This is a genomic window from Bradyrhizobium aeschynomenes (assembly GCF_013178945.1).
GTDB classification, from domain to species: domain Bacteria; phylum Pseudomonadota; class Alphaproteobacteria; order Rhizobiales; family Xanthobacteraceae; genus Bradyrhizobium; species Bradyrhizobium aeschynomenes.
The window spans coordinates 235,736-253,389 of sequence record NZ_JABFDM010000003.1 but is presented as its reverse complement, the minus strand read 5'-3'; the positions used below and the strand labels follow the sequence as shown (position 1 = coordinate 253,389).

Sequence of the window (17,654 nt, the reverse complement as noted above, 5' to 3'; positions counted from 1 at the left end):
CGGATCAGCCCTGACGGGCCTTGAAGCGGCGCTGGACCTTGTTGATCACATAGACGCGGCCCTTGCGGCGAACCAGACGGTTGGCGCGATGGCGGCCACGCAGCGACTTCAGCGAGTTACGGACCTTCATGGGACATCCTGATACGTTCGAAAGGCCGTGTTGGACAGGCCGGAAGTGGCAAATAGAAAGGGATTTCCGCAAGCGACGGGGCCGCCCGGAGTGGCCGGTTTCTAACCACCGACCCGCCGGATGTCAACGATTGTGGCGCCGGCTTCAACAGCGCCTGCATCTGAGGTGGCCCGGGAACCCGCCGCCGGACCATTTGGCGATTGCCAAATTCGTTATATCGTATAATCAATTTGACAAAGCCAAGAACCAGCGCCGGGAACGCCCATGCCAAAACTCGCTCTGCCCAAGATCGACGACGTCGTCGCCATCGACATCCACACCCATGCCGAGGAGCCGTGCGGCATGCATTCGGATGACGGCTATGACGATTTCCAGGCCCAGATGGCCGACTACTTCAAGTCGCCGCACAAGCATCCGCCGACCGTGCCGGAGACCGCCGCCTATTACCGCTCCAAGAACATCGCGGCCGTAATCTTCCCGGTCGACGCCGAGCGCGAGACCGGCTTCCGCCGCTACAAGAATGAAGAGATGCTGGAGATCGCTTCCGAGCATCTCGATGTGCTGATCCCGTTCGTCAGCATCGATCCGCACAAGGGCAAGCTCGGCGTCCGCGAAGCGCGCCGGCTGATCGAGGACTATGGCGTCCGCGGCTTCAAGTTTCACCCGACCATGCAGGGCTTCTACGCCAACGACCGCCTCGCCTACCCGCTCTACGAGGCGATCAACGACGGCGGCGCGATCGCGCTGTTCCACACCGGCCAGACCGGCGTCGGCTCGGGCATGCCGGGCGGCATGGGGATGCGGCTGAAGTACTCCAACCCGATGTACATGGACGACGTCGCGGCCGACTTCCCCGACCTCAAGATCATCCTCGCCCATCCCTCCTTCCCCTGGCAGGAGGAGGCGCTGTCGGTGGCGACCCACAAGCCGAACGTCTATATCGACCTCTCCGGCTGGTCGCCGAAATACTTCCCGCCGATCCTGGTGCGCTACATCAACTCGATCCTGCAGGACAAGATGCTGTTCGGCTCGGACTGGCCGGTGATCACGCCCGATCGCTGGCTCGCCGATTTCGCCAAGCTCGACATCCGCGAGGAGATCCGGCCGAAGGTGCTGAAGGCCAATGCGCGCAAGCTGCTCGGGATCTGAGATCGCTCCAGGCGCGGTGGCCATCGGTCATCGCGCCTGCTTCCAAGGGAGGTTGTCGCCGTGCCGTTCAAAGCCGCCCCCTTCAAGGCTGTCGTCTTCGATGCCTATGGCACGCTGTACGACATCCAGTCGGTGGCGGCGGTGACCGAGCAGGCCTTCCCCGGCCATGGCGACATCATCACCCAGATCTGGCGCATCAAGCAGCTCGAATACACCTGGCTGCGCTCGCTGATGCAGCGTTACGAGGATTTTGCCGTCGTCACCCGCGAGTCGCTGATCTACACGCTGCGCGTTCTCGGACTGCAGGCCGATGCCGGCACGTTGGATCGCATCATCGCCAAGTACCTCGACCTCGATCCCTACCCTGACGCACGGCGTGCACTCGCGGCGATGAAGTATCATCAGCTTGCGATCCTCTCCAATGGCAGCCCCGCGATGCTCGACGGCCTGGTGAAAGCCAGTGGCTTCGACACCCTGCTCGATGCCGTCATCAGCGTCGATGCGCGCAGAATCTTCAAGCCGAGTCCTCAAGCGTATGAACTGATCGAGGAGACACTCGGGCGTGCGCCGGCCGAGGTGCTGTTCGTGTCCTCCAATCCCTGGGACGTCTGCGGCGCCAAGGCCTTCGGATTGAACGTCGCCTGGATCGAGCGTGTGACGCCGGAGGCCATGGCGGCGGCATGCCTCCAGCCCGACCTCGTCCCGCCGCTCACCTTGTTCAAGGCTCTGCGCACCCAGATGGACGAGTTGGGTTTTGCACCCGATTATCGTATCTCTGCGCTCTCCGAACTGCCTGAGATCATCACCACACATGAGCCTTGAATCCGTCCGCGCCTTCTTCGCCGAGAAAGCCCCCGACATCGACGTCCTCGTCTCCAGCCAGAGCTCAGCAACAGTCGCGCTCGCCGCCGAAGCCTATGGCGTCGAGCCCGCCCGCATCGCCAAGACGCTGTCGCTGCGGGTCGGCGACCGCGTCATCCTGATCGTCGCAGCCGGCCACGCGCGCATGGACAACAAGAAGGTCAAGGCGTTGTTCGGCGGCAAGCCGAAGATGCTCGGCCTCGACGAGGTCGCCGAGATCACCGGTCACGAGGTCGGCGGCGTCTGCCCGTTCGGGCTGAAATCACCGCTCCCAGTGTATTGCGACCTTTCGCTGAAGGCGTTCGACATCGTCGTCCCCGCAGCAGGCTCCACCCACAGCGCGGTGAAGATCACGCCGGACCGGATGGCCGAGCTGACATCGGCCGAATGGGTCGACGTTTGCGAGGTGCAGCCCTGAGCGGCTGATGTCGGGAGGCGCGATCACCGCTTCTTTCCCTTCGCCAGCTCCTTGACCAGAAACTCCGTCAGCACCTCGACCCGCGCGGGCCGCGGGCCGCCGGGCGGCATCACCAGATGCATCGCGCCTTCGGGCTGGCTCCAGCCCTTCAGCACGACCTCGACCTCGCCAGACGCGATCGCGTCGCCAACGATGAAATCCGGCAGGTCCGCGATGCCGAGGCCGGCGAGCACCGCCGGCAGCAGCGCCTCGCCGTTGTTGACGCGCAGCTGTCCCGCCGGCCGCACGCTGGCCTGCTCGCCGGCCGCATTGGTGTAGTGCCAGACGCCGGCGGTGGAGAGATATGCGTAGCCGAAGCATTTGTGCTCGGCGAGATGCATCGGATGCGTCGGCCGTCCGTGTCGCTTCAGATAGGATGGCGACGCCACCGTGTAGCGCGGCATGGCGCAGAGCCGGCGCGCGACCAGCGAGGAGTCCGGCAGCCGCGCGATGCGCAGCGCAAGATCGAATCCCTCGCCGATCAGATCGACGGTGGCATCGCTCATGTGCAGGTCGATCGAGACCTCCGGATACTGCTCCAGGAAGGCCGGCAGCAGCGGCGCGATCTTCTTGACACCGAAGGTCATTGGCACGGCAAACCGGACAAGGCCGCGCGGCGTCAGCGACTGCGCCAGCGCCTCGGTCTCGGCTGCCTCGCCATCGGCGAGCAACTGCGCTGCGCGCTCGGACAGGCGCTGCCCGGCGTCCGTCAGCGCCAAGCGCCGCGAGGTGCGATTGAACAACCGCGTGCCCAGACGCTCCTCCAGCCGGCTCACCGCCTTGGAGACGGAGGCCTTTGAGAGGCTCAGCTCCTGCGCGGCGCCGGCGAAGGAGCGCAGCTCGACGACCTTGGCGAAGATCGCCATCGCCTCGAAATCGGGAAGTCGCGCCATCGGCTCGGGTCTCGTTTTTGGAAACAATATGTTTCAATAGTTTCTATTTCTATACCCCGGCCGCTCCCTTACTCCAATGACCAACAGCACGGCGGTTCGGTCGACCGTCGGAACCACAGGAGCAGACCCATGATCAAGTTGAAGCCCTTCGCGGCGCTGGGCGGCGCCGACCACGGCTGGCTGAAGGCCAAGCACCACTTCTCGTTCGCAAGCTATTACGACCCCAGCAACATGGGCCACGGCGCTCTGCGCGTCTGGAACGATGACGAGATCGCGCCGAATACCGGCTTTCCCGCGCATCCTCATCGCGACATGGAGATCATCACCTATGTCCGAGAGGGCGCGATCACCCATCAGGACAGCCTCGGCAACAAGGGCCGCACCGAAGCCGGCGACGTCCAGGTGATGAGCGCCGGCAGCGGCATCCGCCACTCCGAATACAATCTCGAGCCGACCACGACGCGGATCTTCCAGATCTGGATCGAGCCGGCCACCGAGGGCGGCCAGCCGACCTGGGGCGCCAAGCCGTTCCCGAAGTTGGACCGCTCCGGCAGGCTGGTCACGCTCGCAAGCGGCTTCGCCGACGACGCCGATGCCCTGCCGATCCGCGCCAAGGCGCGCGTGCTCGGCACCACATTGAAGGCCGGAGAGACCGCCGAGTACAGCGCCGACAAGACGAGACACCTCTATCTCGTCCCCGCCGCGGGGGCCGTCGAGGTCAACGGCATCCGCGTCAACGCCCGTGACGGCGCCGCCATCCGCGACGAAGCCAAGCTCACGATCACCGCGCTCGAGGATTCCGAGCTGGTGCTGGTCGACGCCGCCTAACCAATCCCGCTCACCCTCATCCCCACGGAGCACACCATGACCAAGGTCCTCGTTCTCTATTACTCCGCCTACGGCCATATCGAGGCGATGGCCAACGCCGTCGCCGAAGGCGCCCGCGAAGCCGGCGCCACCGTCGACATCAAGCGCGTGCCGGAACTGGTGCCCGCCGACGTCGCCAAGGCGTCCTACTACAAGCTCGACCAGGCTGCGCCGATCGCCAAGGTCGAGGAGCTCGCCGACTATGACGCGATCATCGTCGGCACCGGCACCCGGTTCGGCCGCATGGCTTCGCAGATGGCGAATTTCCTCGACCAGGCCGGCGGCCTCTGGGCCAAGGGCGCGCTGAACGGCAAGGTCGGCGGCGCCTTCACTTCGACCGCGACCCAGCATGGCGGCCAGGAAGTGACGCTGTTCTCGATCATCACCAACCTCCTGCACTTCGGCATGACCATCGTCGGCCTCAACTACGGCTTCGCCGGTCAGATGAAGCTCGACGAGCTCACCGGCGGCTCGCCCTACGGCGCGACCACCATCACCGGAGGCGACGGCAGCAGGCAGCCGAGCGAGAACGAGCTGGCGGGGGCCCGCTATCAGGGCCGCGTGATCGCCGAGACCGCAAAGAAGCTGCATGGCTGATGCGACTGGGGCGGCACTTCCGCAAGCGAAGTGCCGCCCCATCTCGCAAGAACTAGAAAAATGCAGAGGAGTCCGCAATGCCCGCCGTGCTCGAACTGGTGACGCTGGCCAGGCTGGCCCGCCATCCTCTGCAGATGATGGCACGCAATTGGTACTGCAAGGGCCTCTACCGCGCGAGCCGCGGCCAGCGCCGCTGCCCGGAATGCACGGCGGCGACAGCGGCCATGGCCTCTACAGCGGCTTGATCTGCACCTTCTTGAACTTCACTACGCCCGAGCCGTATTGCAGGGCGATCGGCCCCGCCGCGTGCTTGCTGTCGTCGACATCGGCGGTCTTCTCGCCGTTGAGCATCACGGTCAGCCGCGTGCCCTTGGCAGTGATCTCGTAGGTATTCCACTTGCCGCCGGCCTTCGGCATCGGATCGACCTTCGACACGTCGACGATCGCGCCGGTGCCGTATTTCGGGTCGGGGCGCTTGTCGAAGATGTTGACCTCGTAGCAGATGTTGGAGTCGATCTTCGCCGACTGGTCGCAGCGGATGAAGATGCCGCTGTTGGCGGCGTCGTCGACCCAGAATTCGGCCTTGATCTGGAAGTCCTTGTAGCTGGCCTTGGTGACCAGATACGACGGGTCCTTGCCGTCGAGCTTGTCGGCCATCAACGCGCCGTCCTTGGCCTCCCAATTGGCCTTGCCGACCTCGGTGAACTCGACCTTCTTGTCACCATCGACAAGGGTGACCCAGCCGTCATCGGCCGACGCCATCCTGGTCATGGTCAACGCCGCGCCAGTCATCACCAAGCCAGCCGCGAGCACGCCCCAGCGAATACGCATCGAAACTCCTCCCTGCAGTTTTCTGTTACTCCGCCACGATAGCAAAGCACCGGACAATGCAAACGAGTTTCGATGCTGCACCTGCTCTGTCGCCGAGCTACACCGCCGTCGACCGCGCAAAATCGACATAGATCTCGCGCAGCCGCGTTGCCATTGATCCCACCTTGCCGTCGCCGACAGGCTTGCCGTCGATCGTGACGACCGGCTGCACGAACGAGCTCGCGCTGGTGATGAAGGCCTCCTTGGCCGCGAGCGCTTCCGCAACCGTGAACAGCCGCTCCTCGATCTTGAGCTGGCGCTCCTCGGCGAGCTTGACCACAGCCTTGCGGGTGCAGCCCGGAAGGATGGCGTTGGAGTTCGGCCTGGTGACGATGACGTCGTCCTGGGTCAGGATGAAGGCCGACGACGACCCGCCCTCGGTGACGTGGCCGTCCTCGACCATCCAGGCTTCGCCCGCACCGGCAACTGCAGCCGCCTGCTTCGCCAGCACCTGCGCCAGCAGCGCCACGCTCTTGATGTCCCGGCGCGCCCAGCGGATGTCCGGCACAGTGATGACGCCGATGCCGGTCTTGGCCGAGGGCGCATCGACGATGTTTTTCGCGGTCACGAACATCACCAGGGTCGGCTTGACGTCGCCCTTCGGAAACGGGAAGTCGCGCCCCTTGTCGGCGCCGCGCGTGACCTGCAGATAGACCATGCCCTGGTCCAGCTCGTTGCGCGCGACCAGTTCCTTCTGCAGCTCTTCGATGCGCGACAGACTCTCCGGCAGCGCGAGGCCGATCTCGCCGACCGAGCGCTCCAGACGGGCAAGGTGCGAGGCGCTGTCGACCAGCTTGCCGTCGAGCACGGCCGCCACTTCATAGATGCCATCGGCGAACAGGAAGCCGCGATCGAGCACCGAGACCTTGGCCTCGGAGAGCGGCACGAAGGCGCCGTTGACGTAAGCGATCGGGTCCAAGGCGATATCTCCTCTCTTATCAGCGCCCACACAATCATTTGCGGACGCCAATCATCTCTCTCGCCGTCATTCCGGGGCGATGCGCAGCATCGAACCCGGAATGACGGGGCGACTAGTGCGACAAGATCTTCGACAAGAACTGCTGCGCGCGCTCGCTGCGGGGCTGGCCGAAGAACTCGTCCTTCTTGGCGTCCTCGACGATCTCGCCGCGGTCCATGAAGATGACGCGGTGGGCGACCTTCCTGGCAAAGCCCATCTCGTGGGTGACCACCATCATGGTCATGCCTTCGCGCGCGAGATCGACCATGACGTCGAGCACCTCGCTGATCATCTCCGGATCGAGCGCCGAGGTCGGCTCGTCGAACAGCATCGCGATCGGGTCCATGGCGAGCGCACGCGCGATCGCCACGCGCTGCTGCTGGCCGCCCGAGAGTTGCGCCGGAAACTTCTCCGCCTGCTCCTTCAGCCCGACGCGCTCCAGCAGCTTCCTGCCCTTGGCTATCGCTTCCTCGCGGCCGCGTCCCAGCACCTTCTGCTGGGCGAGGCAGAGATTGTCGATGATCTTCAAATGCGGAAACAGCTCGAAATGCTGGAATACCATGCCGACGCGCGAGCGAAGCTTCGGCAGATTGGTCTTGGAATCATTGACCTTGAGGCCGTCGATCGTGATCGAGCCGTCTTGGAACGGCTCCAGCGCATTGACGCATTTGATCAGGGTCGACTTGCCGGAGCCCGAGGGGCCGCAGACCACCACGACCTCGCCCTTGGCGACGGAGGTGGTGCAATCCTTCAGCACCTGGAAGCTCGGGCTGTACCATTTGTTGACGTGGCTGATTTCGATCATGGGAGCCGACTACCTGATGATGGCGATGCGCGACTGCAGGCGGCGGACGCAGTAGGACGCGATGCAGGAGATGGTGAAGTAGATCAGGGCCGCGAACAGGTACATCTCGACCAGGCGGCCGTCGCGTTGCGCGACCTTCGATGCGGCGCCGAGGAAGTCCGGGATCGAGAGCACGTACACCAGCGAGGTGTCCTGGAACAGCACGATGGTCTGGGTCAGCAGCACCGGCAGCATGTTGCGGAAAGCCTGCGGCAGCACGACGTAGCGCATGGTCTGCGCATAGGTAAGGCCGAGCGCCGAGGCCGCCGCCGGCTGGCCGCGCGAGATCGACTGGATGCCGGCGCGCATGATCTCGGAGAAATACGCCGCCTCGAACATGATGAAGGTGATCAGCGACGAGGCGAAGGCGCCGACCTTGATCGGGCGCGACGAGCCGGTGACCCACTGCCCGATATAGGGGACCAGGAAGTAGAACCAGAAGATGACGAGCACCAGCGGCAGCGAACGCATGAAGTCGACGTAGAGCCCGGCGATCCAGCCCATCACGCGATAGCCTGACAGGCGCATCAACGCGATCAGGGTACCGAAGATCAGGCCGCCCGTCGCCGACAGCGCCGTCAGCGTCAGCGTGAAGGTCATGCCGTCGATGAACAGATAGCTCAGCGAGCGGCGGATGACGTCGAAATCGAAATTGGCCAGCATCTCATTTGCCCGTGATGTAGCCGGGGATCGCCACGGCGCGTTCGAGCAGCCGCATGCCGATCACGACGATGACGTTGATGACGAGATACATCAGGGTCGCCGCGCTGAACGCCTCGAACACCTGGAACGAGAATTCCTGCATCGCGCGCGCAGCCCCCGTCAGCTCGATCAGGCCGATGGTGATCGCAACCGCGCTGTTCTTGACGGTGTTGAGGAATTCGGATGTCAACGGCGGCAGGATGATGCGGAAGGCCATCGGCAGCAGCACGTAGCGATAGGTCTGCAAGGTCGTGAGGCCGAGCGCGGTCGCCGCCATCTTCTGCCCGCGCGGCAGCGAGCCTATTCCGGCCGCGAGCTGCACGGCGACGCGCGCAGACATGAACAGGCCGATCCCGACGGCCGCCGTATAGAACGGCGCATTCGGCATTTGCTTCAGCCACAGACCGGCGGTGCGAGGCAACAGCTCCGGCAGCACGAAGAACCACAGGAACAGCTGCACCAGCAGCGGCATGTTGCGGAAGAATTCGACGTAGAGAAAGCCGATCCAGGTCGCGAGCCTGGACGGCAGCGAGCGCAGGATGCCGACGATCGTGCCGAAGATCAGCGCGATCACCCAGGCCGACAACGAGGTCACGATCGTGACCTTCAGCCCCGCCAGCAGCATGTCGAGATAGGTGCCGGCCCCGGTCGGGTTCGGCTCCAGGAAGATGTGCCAGTTCCAGGTGTAGTTCACGGGGGTGTCCTGAAAGGGTTAGCTCGGGACTGAGCCAATGCGATCAGCTGATATGATCGGGGTCATCGGATCAAGCTCATTCCGTCCGGCCGATGCAATCAATAGGCCAGTGTTGCCCTATTCACTCCAGCTCATAGCCCGACTGCTGCCGAGCCGGCAGTACGCACCCTCTCCCCGTTCTTCACGGGGAGAGGGTGTAGAGCGTCGCCGCGGCGACGGTTCGAGTCCAAGCTTTGCGAGCTGCATCACGCGGCAGCCGCAATTGGAGAGAGCAGCTTACGGCTTGTACGATTCCGGATCCGGCGAGTCCGACGGCTTGGCGAACTCGGCCTTCAGCTCGGCCGAGATCGGGGTGTTCAGGTTCAGGCCCTTCGGCGGGATCTTCTGCATGAACCACTTGTCATACAGCTTGGCCCCCTCGCCGCTGGTGTAGATCTTGGCGGTGGCGGCATCGACGACCTTCTTGAACTGCGGATCGTCCTTGCGCAGCATGATGCCGTAGGGCTCCGGCTTGGAGAACGCATCCTTGGAGATGACGTAGGCGGCCGGCTCCTTGGAGCTGGCGACGAGGCTCGACAGCAGGATGTCGTCCATCACAAACGCCACCGCGCGGTCGGTCTCGACCATCAGAAAGGCCTCGGCATGGTCCTTGGCCGGGATGATGTTGATGCCGAGGCTGCGCGCAGCATTGGCTTCGGTGAGCTGCTTGATGTTGGTCGTGCCGGCGGTCGACACCACCGTCTTGCCCTTCAGATCATCGATCTTGCCGATGTTGCTGGTCTTCTTCGAGACGTAGCGGCTTGCCGTCAGGAAGTGGGTGTTGGTGAAGGAGATCTGCTTCTGGCGCTCGGCATTGTTGGTGGTCGAGCCACATTCCAGATCGATGGTGCCGTTGGCGAGCAGCGGGATGCGGGTCGACGACGTCACCGGGTTGAGCTTGACCTCGAGCTTGTCGAGCTTGAGCTCCTTCTTCACGGCATCGACGATGCCCATGCAGATGTCGATCGCGAAACCGATCGGCTTCTGATTGTCGTCGAGATAGGAGAACGGAATCGAGGAGTCGCGGACGCCGAGCGTGATGGCACCGGTCTCCTTGATGTTCTTCAAGGTCCCCGTCAGGTCCTCAGCCTGCACCTGGCCGGCGCACAGTGCGGCGGCGAAGGCCAGACCCATTAGGCGAAGTGGCTTCATTGTCGATCTCCTCAATCCGGCTGATCGCCGGATGCTTGCATGAACTCAAACAAACTCAAAATGCCCCCAGCCTCGGACGATCTTTCGGCCGGGAGAGCGCGGGCACCATAGACCGCCCCGCGGCGGGAAGTTCTCGGACGCTTGCGACAAATTGCCTGTCGGACGTCCCTTTCGACAAGGCCGACGGGCCTATGCCGCAGCGCCAAACGCAGTGATGGTAAACTACGGAGGCCGCGGGGATGGGGCGACCCGACGAAAGTCTGAACCGTCCCGCCTGCTCGCCACCTCGCGCGCCAGGTTCCAATGTTCGGGAGCCCAATTCTTCGCGCGAGCCAGACTCGGGGCCCTGATAACGGCGTCACGGGGAGAGGCGCTGACCGAGCCAGCCGCGGGACCTGTGCTCATCGCAGCGATTGCTCCTCACAGCGGCTTCCGCAACTCACCCAGATCCCAGAACAGCCCGGCCATCAGACCCAACGCCTCTTCCGTGACATCCAAAAGAATATGCTCGTCCGGCGCGTGCTGCGAGCAGCCGGGATAGGAGTGTGGGACCCACATGGTCGGCATCTTCAGCACGTCGGCGAACACGTCGTTCGGCAACGAGCCGCCGAAGTTCGGCAGCACGGCGGGCGCCTTGCCGGTGCTCATGCGGATCGAGTCGGCGGCCCATTTGATCCACGGGCTGTCGATGTCGGCCCGCGAGGCCATGAAGCTCTGCGCCATGCTGACCTCGACCATCGGGAAGCCGTGCGCGACGAGATGGTTGGTCACATCGGCAACGATCGAATCCACCTTGGTGCCGACCACGAAGCGCAACTGCAGCACGGCGCGGGCGCGACCGGGGATTGCGTTCGCCGGCTTGTCGATATTGCCCGAGGAGATCGCCAGCACCTCGAGCGTGTTCCAGGCATAGAGCCGCTCCGCCGGCGTCAGCCCCTCCTCGCCCCAATTGTCCGACAGCGCCGGCTCGTCGGCGGTCGGCTCGACCTTCACGTCGGCGAGGATGGCGCGGATTGCATTGGTGAGGCGCGGCGGCTTCAGCGAGTCCAGCTTGATGCGGCCGTGGCCGTCGACCAGTGTGGAAATGGCGTTGGCGAGGATGGTCGCGGGATTGGCGAGCACGCCACCCCAATTGCCGGAGTGATTGCCACCCTCGCGCAGGTTGACGTCGAGATGCAGCCGGATGCCGCCGCGGCAGCCGAGAAAGATGGTCGGGCGCGCGGTCGACAGCCGCGGGCCGTCGGAGCCGATGAAGACGTCGGCCTTCAGCGCGTCGCGCTTGAGATCGGCCACCTTGGCGAGGTCGGGCGAGCCGATCTCCTCGCCCATCTCGATGATGAACTTGGCATTGAAACCGAGCTTGCCACCGCGGGCCTCGCGCACCGCGCGGAGCGCCGCCATGTTGATGCTGTGCTGCCCCTTGTTGTCAGCAGTGCCGCGGCCGTAGAGCCTGTTGCCGGCCGGCGTCACCGCCCAGGGATCGCGCCCGTCGCGCCACTCGCCGGTCATGCCGTCGACGGTGTCGCCGTGGCCGTAGCTCAGCACCGTGGGCGCGCTCTCGCTCTCATGATAGGTCGCGATCAGGAACGGCGACTTGCCGCTCGGCGACGGCACGATCTCCGAGGTGAAGCCGAGTTCGGCGAAGGACGGCGTCAGCTCCTTGGTCAGATAGGCGGCGAGTTCGTCCTTGCGCTCGGGATTGAGGCTCTCGGTGCGATAGGCGACCCGGCGACCGAGCTCGGCCAAGAAGTCTCCGCTCGTCAGGCTCTGACGGGCACGGGCGATTGCATCAATCCTGGTCATGGCGCTTTTCCAGTCACAACGAAGGCGGCGTCATATCGGGATCGTGGGAGAAGCGGAAGGGGCTGGGTTTGAATTCAATGGGAGATCGGCCCGGTCTCGAATTTCGGAACCGCGCGCGGCGCGCCTGAGGGGCATGAACAACGGGCGCGCGCCCACGTCCTCGCGGTGCAATCGCGCACCCGAGCTGTTATTTCATCGCCCTCATGAGACGGAGGGCGCGGGGAATGCCGGGTGCTGGCCGCAACCCATGGCCCGCCTGCAGAAAGATAAGCAGGCGGCAGTCACCACAGGTTCAGCCGGTCATCCGGCATTCCCCGCGCGACGGTTTTCACGTTTATAGCGCGCTCTCCCCGGTGTCCGGCTTGATAGCCACCGTCATCGGCGGGATCATCCCCCGTCGACTTGGCACCAGCGTCGGGGTGCCAGGACCACACGCCTTCACGTCCGCAAGCTGCCGTTCGTCCGCGCAGGCTTCCCCACGCTGCGGCATCTCAGCGGCCATCGCATCCCCACCTCGCGTGTCGTGACGATCGCGATGCGCCCCTCCGTGGGAGGCGGGATTTCGGAAATAAAGCATACATTCGGGTATTCGTAAAGCGATTTGTTGGAGGCTGTCTGTGAGGTCGTCATTCCGGGGCATCCAAGTGCGGGACGGCAAAGCCGTCCCGCACTTGGATGAGCCCGGAATCCATAGCCGCAGGCGGTCATGAGGAGAGACAGAGGTCATGTCCATCCCGCTTCCAGAAATCCGACTGTGAGTATGGATTCCGGGCTCACGCAGATCGCTGCCCGCGATCTGCGTGCCCCGGAATGACGACGGTGGGGATGAGGGAGCGTGGCGTCAAGGAGCCCGGAACTCATAACGCAGGTCGCCGTGAGGAGAGACAATGTTCAACCAGCTCGCGTCACAACATTCGCCTGTGGCTATGGATTCCGGGCTCACGCGGGTCGTAGACCCGCGTGCCCCGGAATGACGACTGTGGTCGTGGACGGACCGCCCCTCTCAGATTGACGCCTGCTCAATTCACCGCGTTGCTGACCATCACCTCGATCAGCTTGGTGCCGGGGCGGCGGAAGGCCTCCGACAAGACGGACTTCAACTCGGGCGGATCGCTGATGCGCAGCGACTCGCAGCCGAGCGACTTTGCCAGCCCGGCGAAATCCACCGGCGGATCGGCGAAGTCCATGCCGATGTAGTTGTCGTCGCCGTGGAACGACAGCAGCCGCTGCTTGATGATGCGGTAGCCGCCATTGTTGACGATGACGACCGACAGCGGCAGCTTGTGATGGGCCGCCGTCCACAGCGCCTGGATCGAATACATCGCGCTGCCGTCGCCGGAGTAGCACACGACCGGGCGATCGGGATTGGCCAGGCTGACGCCGACCGAGGCCGGCAGGCCCCAGCCGATGCCGCCGGAGGCGAGGCCGTGATAATTGTAGCGGTCGCGATAGGGCCACAGCGCGGTCATGTAGCGCGCGGATGTGAGGCCCTCGTCGACCAGGATGCCGTGCTCGGGCATGGCCTCGGCCACCTGCAGCGCCAGATAGTCGGGATCGATCGGCACCCTGTCGCGCGCCGTTTCGATCTGCGCGGTCAGCGTCCGGCGTCGCGCGCTCCAGTTCTTCGAGGACAGCTCCGCGATGCGCGCCTGCGCCGTGGCTTGCAGAGCCGATCCGCCGAGGTCGCGCAGCCGCGGGGTGATCTGCTGAAGGGTCTCGCGAACGTCGGCCTTGAGCGCAATCTCGGCGCCGAAATTCTTGCCCAGCTCCCAATCGACCAGGCCGATCTGCACGATCGGCAGGCCCTCCGGCAACGGCTCGATCTCGCTGTGGACGGACATCCGCAAGGGATCCGCGCCGAGCACGATCAGCAGATCATGCGGGGCGAGCAGATCGCGCACCTGCTTCTGCGCGCGCGACAGCGAGCCGATGTAGCAGGGATGCTCTGACAGGAAGTGCGCGCCATAGGGCGCGGACTGCTGATACACCGGAGCACCTAACGCCGACGCGAAATCCGCGGCGGCCTGCAGCGCATCGCTCTTGACGATCTCGTCGCCGGTGATGATCACCGGCCGCTGCGCCTTCAGAATCCGCTGTGCCAGCGCCTCCAGCGCCTCCGTCGACGGCTGCACGCGGGCATCGACTCGCGTCGAGCGGCCGAGCTCGATCCCGGCTTCGGCATTGAGGATGTCGCCGGGCAGCGAGATGAACACCGGCCCCGTGGGCGGCGTGGTCGCGACCTTGGCGGCGCGGCGGACGATGCGGGGCAGATCCTCGAGCCTCGTCACCTCGACCGCCCATTTCACCAGCGGCTCGGCCATGCGCACCAGCGGACCATAGAGCAGCGGCTCCATCAGGCCGTGACCCTGCTCCTGCTGGCCGGCAGTCAGGATCAGCGGCGTTCCCGTGAACTGTGCGTTGTAGAGCGCGCCCATCGCATTGCCGAGGCCGGGTGCGACATGGACGTTGCAGGCGACGAGGCGTCCCGAGGCACGGCTGAAGCCGTCGGCGATCGCCACCACGAGGCTCTCCTGCATTGCCATGACGTAGGTGAGATCGGGATGGTCCTTCAGCGCGTGCATGACCGGCAGCTCGGTGGTGCCGGGATTGCCGAACAGATGCGTGATGCCCTCGTCCTTGAGCAGCGCGAGGAAGGCCGAGCGTCCGGTGGTGCGGTTTTTCATGGTCGGTCTCTCCAGCCCTGCAAATGTGGAGGCAAGATCTATCGGTGCCGTCATTCCGGGACATCGCGAAGCGATGGGCCCGGAATCCATAACCACGATCGGGAGTATGGATTCCGGGCTCGCGCCCTCGCACAAAATCGCCAAGCGATTTTGCGCGAGGGCACGCCCCGGAATGACACCGGAATTTTGGCTACGCTTTTGCCATCTCCTGATACACCGGATAGTCCGTGTAGCCCTTCTCCTCGCCGCCGTAGAAGGTGGGGCGATTGTAGGGCGTCAGCGGCCAGCCGTGCTGCAGCCGGGCGGGCAGGTCCGGATTACTGATGAAGTAGCGGCCGAAGGCGATGGCGTCGGCCTGGCCGCCGGCCACGGCGGCTTCTGCAGGCTCGCCGGTGAAGCCGCCGGCGCCGATCAGAACGCCCTTCCAGATCGGACGGAACAGGGCGATCGCCGACGGCACGTTCTGCCAGTTGACGTCGGCGCGGCCGGCGCCGGAGGAGCGCGGCTCGATCAGATGCAGATAGGCGATGCCGAGCTTGTTCAGCGCCTCGATCGCATACGTATAGAGCGGCATCGGATCGGCCTCGCCGGAGCCGTTGGCGATGCCATAGGGCGACAGCCGCACGCCGACCTTGTCGGCGCCGCAGGCTGCGATCACGGCCTGCGTTACCTCGAGCAGGAAGCGGCAACGGTTCTCGATTCCGCCGCCATAGCGGTCGGTGCGCTGGTTGCTGCGGCTCTGCAGGAACTGCTCGATCAGATAGCCGTTCGCGCCGTGCACCTCGACGCCGTCGAAACCCGCGGCGATCGCGTTGCGCGCAGCCTGGCCGTAGGCCGCGACCAGCGCGGGGATCTCGTCGGTCTCGAGCGCACGCGGCATCTCGTAGGCTGCGAGCTTGCCGTCAGCCGTCATTGCCTTGAGATCGTCGCCGATCGCGATCGCCGACGGCGCCACCGGCAGCGCGCCGCCGGGCTGGAACGAGGAATGCGACACGCGGCCGACATGCCACAGCTGCAGGAAGATCACGCCGCCCTTGGCATGCACCGCATCGACGACGCGCTTCCAGCCGGCGACCTGCGCCTCGCTGTAGATCCCCGGCACGTTCGGACTGCCGGTGCCGGTCGGCAGCACCGGCGAGGCTTCGGCAATGATCAGTCCGCCCGGCGTCGCGCGCTGCGCGTAGTATTCGACGTTGAGCGGCCGTGGCGCGAGGGTGGCCTTGTCGGCGCGCATCCGTGTCAGCGGCGCCATCACGACGCGATGCTTCAGGCGATAGGGACCGATGTGAAGCGGTGAAAACAGTGCAGCCGGCATTTCTCCCCCAATTTCATTCGGCCATGCGCCGATTTCGGTCATCTTGTTCGCAAAAGCTGGTAGTGGCAATGTCTGCCAGCCCCTTGCGCGAGCAGACCATCCATGCCGAAACCGACCGCCCTGCCGTCCCTCAGCCTGCGCATCGACCTCGATGATGGCAGCCGGATCGGACCGGGCAAGATCGCGCTGCTGGAGAACATCGAGCGCCACGGCTCGATCTCGGCAGCGGGTCGCGCGATGGAGATGTCGTACAAGCGGGCATGGGATCTCGTCGACGAGATCAACCGGGTATGCCGCCAGCCCGCGGTGGCACGCCAGACCGGCGGCCGGAACGGCGGCGGCGCGGCGCTGACCGCATTCGGCGAGCAGCTGGTCGAACGTTACCGGCGTATCGAGCGCGACGCGGCCTCGGCCGTGAAGAAGGATCTCGCGGCGCTACACGGCGACATCGAGAAGCCGAAGAAGGGCCGCGGCAGCAAGGCCGTCTCATAGCCGCCCCACGCGCGCGGCTGCAACCGGGCGACGCCGTCTCGCGTTGCAACCATGAGAGCGGCCATGCGGTTGGCCGAATGATCTTGCGGCCGTGCCCAGACGTCATAGACCATTCATCCCCCATCCTGCCGGAGAAGCTGCCGTGCCCCACCCTGCCCTCTGTCCCGATCACACCGCCGTCGTCACCGGAGGCGCCTCCGGCATCGGCCTCGCCGCGGCGCTGCGCTTCGCCGGACTCGGCATGAATGTCTGCATCGCCGACATCGACGAGACGCGCCTGCGCGAGTCGGCCGCACGGCTGACAGCCGCCGCGACGCGCGGCGAGGCTGCGGTCATGACCGCCAAGGTCGACGTCAGCAGCCGCGACAGCGTGGCCGCGCTCGAACGGGCGGTGCGCGCGCGGTTCGGCGCGGTCGACGTGCTGATGAACAATGCCGGCATTCAGCCGGGCAGCAAGATGTTCGGCCCGGAGGACAATTGGCAGCGCATCCTCGGCGTCAATCTGTGGGGCATCATCCACGGCGCGCAGGTGTTTGCAGCGAACATGATCGCGCAAGGCCGGCCGGCGCTGATCATCAACACCGGCTCCAAGCAGGGCATCACCACGCCGCCCGGCGATCCCGCCTACAACGTCTCCAAGGCCGGGGTGAAGGCGTTCACCGAGGCGCTGCAGCACGAGCTGCGCAACACGCCGGGCTGCCAGGTGACGGCGCATCTGTTCATCCCCGGATTCGTGTTCACGCCGCTGACCGCCAATGGCCGGATCGAGAAGCCTGCCGCCGCGTGGACGCCGGAGCAGACCGTCGACTTCATGCTGGAGCGTGTCGCGGCCGGCGACTTCTACGTGTTGTGCCCCGACAACGACGTACCGCGCGCGCTGGACGAGCGGCGCATCCTGTGGGCGGCCGGCGACATCGTCGAGAACCGGCCGCCGCTGTCGCGCTGGCACGCCGACTACACCGAGGCGTTCGCGGCCTTCGTAAAGAAATCGCCATGATCCGGCCACACCGCCGCATCGCAGTGTGACCTCGGAAGGCGCCTCTCGCGGGTTCCCGGCGCATCGGATCGCCGCAAACGCGGCCGGCGCACCGCCCGCCTCCGTCGCGAGGCGCCCAATCGTGGCGAAGAAATCTCTTGCAACAATTGC

General features: G+C 65.1%; 19 protein-coding genes. 8 read left to right on the top strand and 11 right to left on the bottom strand.

What is annotated here, in order from left to right; all coding sequences use genetic code 11:
- Positions 1-4: 4 nt before the first annotated feature.
- Complete coding sequence (gene ykgO / locus HL666_RS10135) at positions 5-130, bottom strand: type B 50S ribosomal protein L36 (protein ID WP_006611362.1); 126 nt, start codon at positions 128-130, stop codon at positions 5-7.
- Between the two features lie 264 nt (positions 131-394).
- Between ykgO and HL666_RS10130 the strand changes: the two genes are divergently transcribed.
- The 3 genes from HL666_RS10130 to HL666_RS10120 are packed head-to-tail and all read left to right on the top strand — an operon-like array spanning position 395 to position 2,558.
- Positions 395-1,279, top strand: coding sequence for an amidohydrolase family protein (locus tag HL666_RS10130; protein ID WP_172181229.1), 885 nt, complete (start codon positions 395-397; stop codon positions 1,277-1,279).
- Positions 1,280-1,339: 60 nt separating this feature from the next.
- Positions 1,340-2,101, top strand: coding sequence for a haloacid dehalogenase type II (locus HL666_RS10125; RefSeq protein ID WP_172181227.1), 762 nt, complete (start codon positions 1,340-1,342; stop codon positions 2,099-2,101).
- Complete coding sequence (locus HL666_RS10120; RefSeq protein WP_172132257.1) at positions 2,091-2,558, top strand: YbaK/EbsC family protein; 468 nt, start codon at positions 2,091-2,093, stop codon at positions 2,556-2,558. The genes HL666_RS10125 and HL666_RS10120 overlap by 11 nt, the downstream gene beginning before the upstream one ends.
- A 23-nt stretch (positions 2,559-2,581) precedes the next feature.
- Here the strand turns inward: HL666_RS10120 and HL666_RS10115 are convergent, their stop codons facing one another.
- Entirely contained in the window at positions 2,582-3,490 is a 909-nt protein-coding gene (locus tag HL666_RS10115) for a LysR family transcriptional regulator (RefSeq protein ID WP_172113279.1), read from the bottom strand.
- A gap of 129 nt (positions 3,491-3,619) precedes the next feature.
- Here HL666_RS10115 and HL666_RS10110 point away from each other — a divergent pair, with 129 nt between their 5' ends.
- The 3 genes from HL666_RS10110 (at position 3,620) to HL666_RS10100 (ending at position 5,199) form a co-directional block, all read left to right on the top strand.
- Entirely contained in the window at positions 3,620-4,318 is a 699-nt protein-coding gene (locus tag HL666_RS10110) for a pirin family protein (protein ID WP_172181225.1), read from the top strand.
- A gap of 36 nt (positions 4,319-4,354) precedes the next feature.
- Positions 4,355-4,954 (top strand): NAD(P)H:quinone oxidoreductase, encoded by a 600-nt coding sequence (wrbA, locus tag HL666_RS10105; RefSeq protein WP_172181223.1) that lies wholly within the window; start codon positions 4,355-4,357, stop codon positions 4,952-4,954.
- 77 nt (positions 4,955-5,031) lie between these two features.
- Complete coding sequence (locus HL666_RS10100; RefSeq protein WP_172113276.1) at positions 5,032-5,199, top strand: hypothetical protein; 168 nt, start codon at positions 5,032-5,034, stop codon at positions 5,197-5,199.
- On the opposite strand, the gene HL666_RS10095 is transcribed toward HL666_RS10100, so the two are convergent.
- From HL666_RS10095 to HL666_RS10055, 9 genes are all read right to left on the bottom strand, one after another.
- Positions 5,186-5,785, bottom strand: coding sequence for a 3-keto-disaccharide hydrolase (locus tag HL666_RS10095; protein WP_172113275.1), 600 nt, complete (start codon positions 5,783-5,785; stop codon positions 5,186-5,188). The two genes, HL666_RS10100 and HL666_RS10095, sit on opposite strands and share 14 nt — an antisense overlap.
- Positions 5,786-5,882: 97 nt before the next feature.
- Positions 5,883-6,743, bottom strand: a complete 861-nt coding sequence (locus HL666_RS10090) for a D-amino-acid transaminase (protein WP_172113274.1) — start codon at positions 6,741-6,743, stop codon at positions 5,883-5,885.
- 112 nt (positions 6,744-6,855) lie between these two features.
- Positions 6,856-7,587, bottom strand: coding sequence for an amino acid ABC transporter ATP-binding protein (locus tag HL666_RS10085; RefSeq protein WP_172113273.1), 732 nt, complete (start codon positions 7,585-7,587; stop codon positions 6,856-6,858).
- A gap of 9 nt (positions 7,588-7,596) precedes the next feature.
- A complete protein-coding gene (locus tag HL666_RS10080) occupies positions 7,597-8,289 on the bottom strand; it encodes an amino acid ABC transporter permease (protein WP_172113272.1) in 693 nt (230 codons plus the stop codon).
- 1 nt (position 8,290) lies between these two features.
- Positions 8,291-9,022 carry an amino acid ABC transporter permease gene (locus HL666_RS10075; protein ID WP_172132254.1) on the bottom strand — a complete coding sequence of 244 codons (732 nt, stop codon included), beginning with the start codon at positions 9,020-9,022 and terminating at the stop codon, positions 8,291-8,293.
- Between the two features lie 276 nt (positions 9,023-9,298).
- Positions 9,299-10,213, bottom strand: a complete 915-nt coding sequence (locus tag HL666_RS10070; RefSeq protein WP_172181221.1) for an amino acid ABC transporter substrate-binding protein — start codon at positions 10,211-10,213, stop codon at positions 9,299-9,301.
- Positions 10,214-10,633: 420 nt separating this feature from the next.
- On the bottom strand, positions 10,634-12,016 hold the full coding sequence (locus tag HL666_RS10065; protein WP_172132252.1) for a M20 family metallopeptidase: 1,383 nt from the start codon (positions 12,014-12,016) through the stop codon (positions 10,634-10,636).
- Positions 12,017-13,035: 1,019 nt separating this feature from the next.
- On the bottom strand, positions 13,036-14,700 hold the full coding sequence (locus HL666_RS10060) for a thiamine pyrophosphate-binding protein (protein ID WP_172181219.1): 1,665 nt from the start codon (positions 14,698-14,700) through the stop codon (positions 13,036-13,038).
- 190 nt (positions 14,701-14,890) lie between these two features.
- Complete coding sequence (locus HL666_RS10055; protein WP_172113267.1) at positions 14,891-16,015, bottom strand: alkene reductase; 1,125 nt, start codon at positions 16,013-16,015, stop codon at positions 14,891-14,893.
- Positions 16,016-16,117: 102 nt separating this feature from the next.
- On the opposite strand from HL666_RS10055, the gene HL666_RS10050 reads away from it, so the two are divergent.
- Both HL666_RS10050 and HL666_RS10045 read left to right on the top strand, forming a co-directional pair.
- The gene (locus HL666_RS10050; protein ID WP_172113266.1) at positions 16,118-16,507 is read left to right on the top strand and encodes a winged helix-turn-helix domain-containing protein; all 390 of its coding nucleotides are present in this window, start codon (positions 16,118-16,120) and stop codon (positions 16,505-16,507) included.
- Between the two features lie 142 nt (positions 16,508-16,649).
- Positions 16,650-17,504: an SDR family NAD(P)-dependent oxidoreductase gene (locus HL666_RS10045; protein ID WP_172181217.1), complete on the top strand. Its 855-nt coding sequence runs from the start codon at positions 16,650-16,652 to the stop codon at positions 17,502-17,504.
- Positions 17,505-17,654 lie beyond the last annotated feature (150 nt).